Origin of the sequence: Streptomyces sp. WAC05292 (assembly GCF_003949955.1) — a bacterium.
GTDB lineage: Bacteria > Actinomycetota > Actinomycetes > Streptomycetales > Streptomycetaceae > Streptomyces > Streptomyces globosus.
Map to the genome: position 1 here is coordinate 1 of NZ_RPSE01000436.1, position 4,992 is coordinate 4,992.

At 76.4% G+C, this 4,992-nt stretch carries 5 protein-coding genes and 1 pseudogene; 4 read left to right on the forward strand and 2 right to left on the reverse strand.

Translation table 11 applies throughout. The features are described 5' to 3' along the window. On the forward strand, window positions 1-695 hold a 695-nt coding region (locus EF903_RS28635; RefSeq protein ID WP_148142593.1), incomplete at its 5' end, for a class I SAM-dependent methyltransferase. Window positions 696-704: 9 nt separating this feature from the next. Here EF903_RS28635 and EF903_RS28640 read toward each other — a convergent pair. Then, window positions 705-1,403, reverse strand: coding sequence for a YoaK family protein (locus tag EF903_RS28640; RefSeq protein WP_260616057.1), 699 nt, complete (start codon window positions 1,401-1,403; stop codon window positions 705-707). A gap of 305 nt (window positions 1,404-1,708) precedes the next feature. On the opposite strand from EF903_RS28640, the gene EF903_RS28645 reads away from it, so the two are divergent. Continuing rightward, window positions 1,709-2,998 carry a ClC family H(+)/Cl(-) exchange transporter gene (locus EF903_RS28645; RefSeq protein WP_125547920.1) on the forward strand — a complete coding sequence of 430 codons (1,290 nt, stop codon included), beginning with the start codon at window positions 1,709-1,711 and terminating at the stop codon, window positions 2,996-2,998. Between the two features lie 55 nt (window positions 2,999-3,053). Then, a pseudogene (locus tag EF903_RS35575) lies at window positions 3,054-3,345 on the forward strand (DUF664 domain-containing protein); the annotation flags it as partial. Window positions 3,346-3,424: 79 nt separating this feature from the next. Here the strand turns inward: EF903_RS35575 and EF903_RS28655 are convergent. After that, entirely contained in the window at window positions 3,425-4,042 is a 618-nt protein-coding gene (locus EF903_RS28655; RefSeq protein WP_125547921.1) for a TetR/AcrR family transcriptional regulator, read from the reverse strand. Between the two features lie 136 nt (window positions 4,043-4,178). Here EF903_RS28655 and EF903_RS28660 point away from each other — a divergent pair, with 136 nt between their 5' ends. Further along, the gene (locus tag EF903_RS28660) at window positions 4,179-4,970 is read left to right on the forward strand and encodes an SDR family oxidoreductase (RefSeq protein WP_125547922.1); all 792 of its coding nucleotides are present in this window, start codon (window positions 4,179-4,181) and stop codon (window positions 4,968-4,970) included. Window positions 4,971-4,992 lie beyond the last annotated feature (22 nt).

Consider the following 4,992-nt stretch of genomic DNA (forward strand, 5'->3'; position numbering starts at 1 on the left):
CCCCCGCCGACATCCCCGCCGACGCCCCCGCCCGCGACACGTGGAGCACCCAGGGCTATTGGGAGCACTACGCCGCCGGCTGGGGCGTCCCCGACTGGCCCGACGACACCCTCTGGCGCGGCTGGACCCAGTACCCGGGCCACGGCCCCGGCCCCGAATACCTCGGCGACCCGGCCGACGTCCTCGACCTCGGCTGCGGCACCGCCCTGGAGCTCGTGCACTACGCCCGCCGGGGGATCTCCGTCACCGGCATCGACCTCGCCCCCGCCCACATCGACGCCGCCCGGGCCCGCTGCGCCGGCCTGCCCGCCGAGTTCCACCGGGCCGACGCCACCGCCTTCCTCACCGGCACGAAGCGCCGCTGGGATGCGGTGGTGTCCCGGTTCGGCGCCGTCTGGTTCCACGACCCCCGCCGCCTGCTCCCCCTCGTCCGCGACCGGCTCGGCCCCGGCGGCCTGCTCGCCTTCAGCCACGCGCCCGCCCTGCCCGGCTGCCACGGCCCGCAGGGCACGTACCCCGGCGGGCTGCGCGGGCGGCCCCTCGCGGTGCGCCGCTGGTCCTACACCCCGCGCAGGTGGACGGGCCTCCTGCGGGCCGCCGGCTTCGAGCGGGTCGAGGCCGCGGTGCTCCCCGCTCCCGACCCCGCCGACCTCGGCACCCTCCTGGTCCGCGCCTGGCGCCCCGCGGCTCCGTAGCCGCCCGGCTCACGTGTGCAGGTGCGGTCCCGGGACGAAGGCCGCAGCGACCGCCAGGAGCGTGCCCGCCGCCAGGAGCAGCAGCCCCGACACCGGCAGGCCGGCGTGCAGCCACAGCGCGCCGGCCAGCCCGCCCGCGAACATCGCGCCCACGGAGGCGGCCCGGCGCGCCGTGGCCGCCGTGCCGCGGGCGAGGAAGGAGTCGCGGCCCAGCAGGGACCCGGCGAGCAGGGCGGTCATGGCGCGGGTGACCAGCGTCGTCGGCAGGTCGGGGACCTGGAGGCGCAGGCTCGTCACGTTGCGGATGCCCATGGCGGCCGACAGCACACCGACCGCGGCGAGATGGCGGCCCGTGGGCGCCCGGTGGACCGCCGGCACCCCCCACACGGCGACGGCGGCCGCCCCGACGAGGGCCGCCTCCGCGACGAGGGAGAGGATGAACCAGCGGCGCCGGTCGGCCTCCAGCCGGGTTTCCAGCCGGGCGCCGACCACCGCCCCCGCGATGAACGCCCCCAGCGACGTCGCGGGCGCCACCACCGACAGGCCGCCCTCGCCGGCCAGGCCGAAGGCGAAGAAGAGGACGTTCCCCGTCTGCATGGCGGTGAACACCGGCCCCAGCGCGAGCAGGCTCGCCGCCTCCACCAGCCCCGTCGTCAGGGTGAGCACCACCATGAACGGGGCCAGCACTGACGTGGTCTTCGGCTCCACAGCCCCTCCCGGATCCCGGGGCCGACGCGCGGCCCGCCGCCACCTCCAGTCTCCGCCGCAGCACCCGGCCGCGCGGCGCCGCAACGCCGTCGCCGCAACGCGTCGCCGCGGCCGTCGCCCGGTCGGGGCGCATCGCGCCGCGCCGCGGCGCGCTTCCCGGCGGCGGGCGCGGGGGGCGGTCCAGGCTCGGACGGACGGCGGCCCGGTCGGCCGCGGGGCGGACCTCGGACGGGCGCCCGCAGGCTCGGTACGGGAGGTCGGTACATGGCGGGTTTCCACCCCACCGTCGCGGACGGGGCGCGGCGGTGACGGAGCACCGGCTCCGCGGCGCCAGCCGCGCCCACCTCGTGGCGGCCCTGGCCGGCTGCCTGGTGGGCCTGGTCGGAGGGGCGTTCCGCTGGTGCCTGCAGCAGGCCGACGCGCTGCGCGGCCGCCTGCTGGAGACCGCCGCCGGGCTCGGCGGCCCGGGATGGCTGGTCCCCGTCGCCCTCGGCGCGGCGGGGGCGGCCCTCGCCTGCGCCCTCGCCCGGCGCGTTCCGCACGCGGCGGGCAGCGGCATCCAGCACGTCGAGGCGGTCTGGCGCGGGGAGAGCGAGGCCCGTACACCGTGGCTGCTGCTCCCCGCCAAGTTCGTCGGCGGTGTCGTCGCGATCGGATCCGGGCTCGTCCTCGGACGGGAGGGCCCGTCGGTGCACATGGGCGCCGCGATCGGAGCCGAGGCGGGCCGGCGCACCGGCCTGGGTGCCGACGACACCCGGCTGCTGCACACCTCACTCGCCGGCGCGGGCCTCGCCGTGGCGTTCGCCGCACCCCTCGGCGGGCTGCTGTTCGTCTGCGAGGAGGTCACCCGGTCCGTGCGGCCGCGGCTCGTGCTGATGACCCTCATCGGCACGGCCACCGCCACCGCCGTGTCCGCCCTGATCGTCGGCGGCGCGCCGGTCTTCCCCTTCCCCGACGCGCCCGCCCCGCCGGTGTGGCTGCTGCCCGTCTTCCTGCTGTTCGGTGCCACCGCCGGGCTGCTCGGAGCCGCGTACGGGGCCCTCGTCATCGGCGGCCTGACCCTGTCCGACCGGCTCGCCACCCGGGTGCCCGCGTCCGCCCGCGCTGCCCTGATCGGGGCCGTGGTCGGACTGCTGATGGCGCTCGATCCGCTGCTCGCCGGCGGCGGCGACCCCCTCGGCGAACGGCTCCTGGCCGGCTGGAGCCCTGCCGCCGGCGTTCTCGCCGCCTACCTGGCCGTGCGCTTCGCAGCCGGACCGCTCAGCTACGCCGCCGGCACGCCCGGCGGGCTGTTCGCCCCGCTCCTGGCCGTCGGCGCGCTGTGGGGCGCACTCGCGCACGCCGCCGCGGGGCCGCTGCTGCCGGGCCAGGCGGCCGGGTCCGGGGCGTTCGCCGTGGTCGGGATGGCAGCCCTGTTCGCCGCCGTCGTACGGGCGCCCGCGACGGGCGTCGTCCTGGTCGTGGAGATGACCGGCGCGACCTCGCTCGTCCTGCCGCTGCTGGCCGCGTGCTTCGCCGCCGCGCTCACCGCGGACGGGCTGGGCAGCGAACCGGTCTACGACCGCCTGCGGCGGCGCATGCGGGAGCGTCCCTGACCGCACAACTCCCAGGCGCGGACAGCGGACTCGCCACGCTCCTGGACTTCCTGGCGAGCGCGACCGGCAGAACTGGATCACCGACGGGGAGCCGCTGCCCCGGCTGTACGGCGCGAAGGACGCGGACTTCGAAGGGGCCGTTTCCGAACCGTCCGTGGTCGACGCCGCGTACGCCGACCTCGCCCGCGAGCAGGCCGCGACCGACGCCGAACCGGCCCGCCACGCCGGGCTTCGGCAAGCGGGTCGGCCGCGCGGCGATCGCGGTGCGGGAGCTGACGGTGCACAGGATCGGGGAGTACGCCCGCCACTGCGGCCATGCCGACCTGCTGCGCGAGTGCGTCGACGGAAGTCACCGCGCACCACAAAGCCTTCAGCGGTTGCGCAAGGTTCCTTTCGGCCATCCCTGTATCGGGACGTCGGGCCGCCTCAGCAGGAACGGGATGCGGACGGAGGGCGGGCGGTCGCGTCGCAGCCGGTGCCGCCGACCGCCGTGCCCGTCATGAGCAGGAGGGTGTCGACGAGGTCCTCCGCCGGTGAGCCGGTGGCCAGCCTTCGCAGCTGCTGCCCGAAGACCATGGCCACGACCGCGCCGGCCAGGCGCTCGGGGTCCGGCAGGCCGAGCCGCCGGAGGATGCCGAGGGCGAGCGAGTCGTACGCGGCGAAGCACTCCGCGGCGGCGGCCCGGAGCCGCTCGTCGCGCCCCGCCTCGATGTACAGCTCGAACGGCGCGATGTGCCTGCTGTCGAAGGCGGTTCCGCCCGCCACCGTCTGCACCATCTCGGCCGCGCCGGCGACGTCCAGGCCGTCCGCGCGGGCGCAGTTCTCGGCCAGCTCGGTGAAGTGCTGCGTCTCCTGGGCGACGAAGTGCAGCAGGCTCTCCCTGAGCAGTTCGTGCTGGGTCGTGAAGTGGTAGGTGACCGAGCCCAGCGACACCTGCGCCTCCTTCGCGATCCGCCGGTTGCTCAACGCGGCGATGCCCTCCGCACCGATGATCCGAAGGACGGCGTCGATGATGCGCTGGCGGGTGTCGGCTGCCTTCTCCATGCGCGCCATGGTCGCATCCGGCGGAACCCGCCCGGCGGGGCGGGTGCATCCGATCCCGCGATGGCATGGACACGTCCGGTCGGGCTGCTCTATGGTCCCGTTCGTTCGAACGAACAACGAGAGAGGGCGACCACGGATGCGATTCGACGGATCGACGGTTCTGCTGACCGGAGCCACCGGCGGCCTCGGGACGGAGCTCGCCGGAGCGCTCGCCGGCAAGGGCGCCTCCCTCGTGCTCACCGGCCGCAGGAAGGACGAGCTGCAGGCCGCCGCCGACCGGTTGGGAGCCCGCGCCGTCGTCGCCGACCTCGCGGACCCCGCCGACGTGGAGCGCCTCGCGGAGGAGTGCGGCGACGTCGACGTCCTCGTCGCGAACGCCGCCCTCCCCTCCAGCGGCGACGTCCTCGACTACACCCCGGCCCAGGTCGAACGCGCCCTCGCCGTGAACCTGCACGCGCCGATCCTCCTCGCCCGGCTCCTCGCCCCGCGCATGGTCCGCGCCCGCCGCGGCCACATCGCGTTCGTCGGCTCCATCTCCGGCAAGGCGGCCACCAGGTCCTCCGCGCTCTACAACGCGACGAAGTTCGGCCTGCGCGGTTTCGCCCTCGCCTTCCGCCAGGACCTGCACGGGACGGGCGTCGGCGTGTCCCTCGTCCAGCCCGGATTCGTCCGCGACGCCGGCATGTTCGCCGCGACCGGCGCCAAGCCGCCGGCCGGGATGCGCACGGTCTCGCCCGCGCAGGTGTCCGCCGGCCTCGTCCGCGCAGTCGAGCGGAACCTGTGCGAAGTCAACGTGGCGCCGGCCGAGTTGAAGCTGTTGAGCGCGATCGCCGGGCAGTTCCCCGCGTTCGCCGAAAGGGTGCAGGGCCGCATGGGCGTCGAGCGCACCCTCACCGACATCGTGACCGCCCAGCGCGACACCCGCTGAACCCGCCCGCACCCGCCGGATC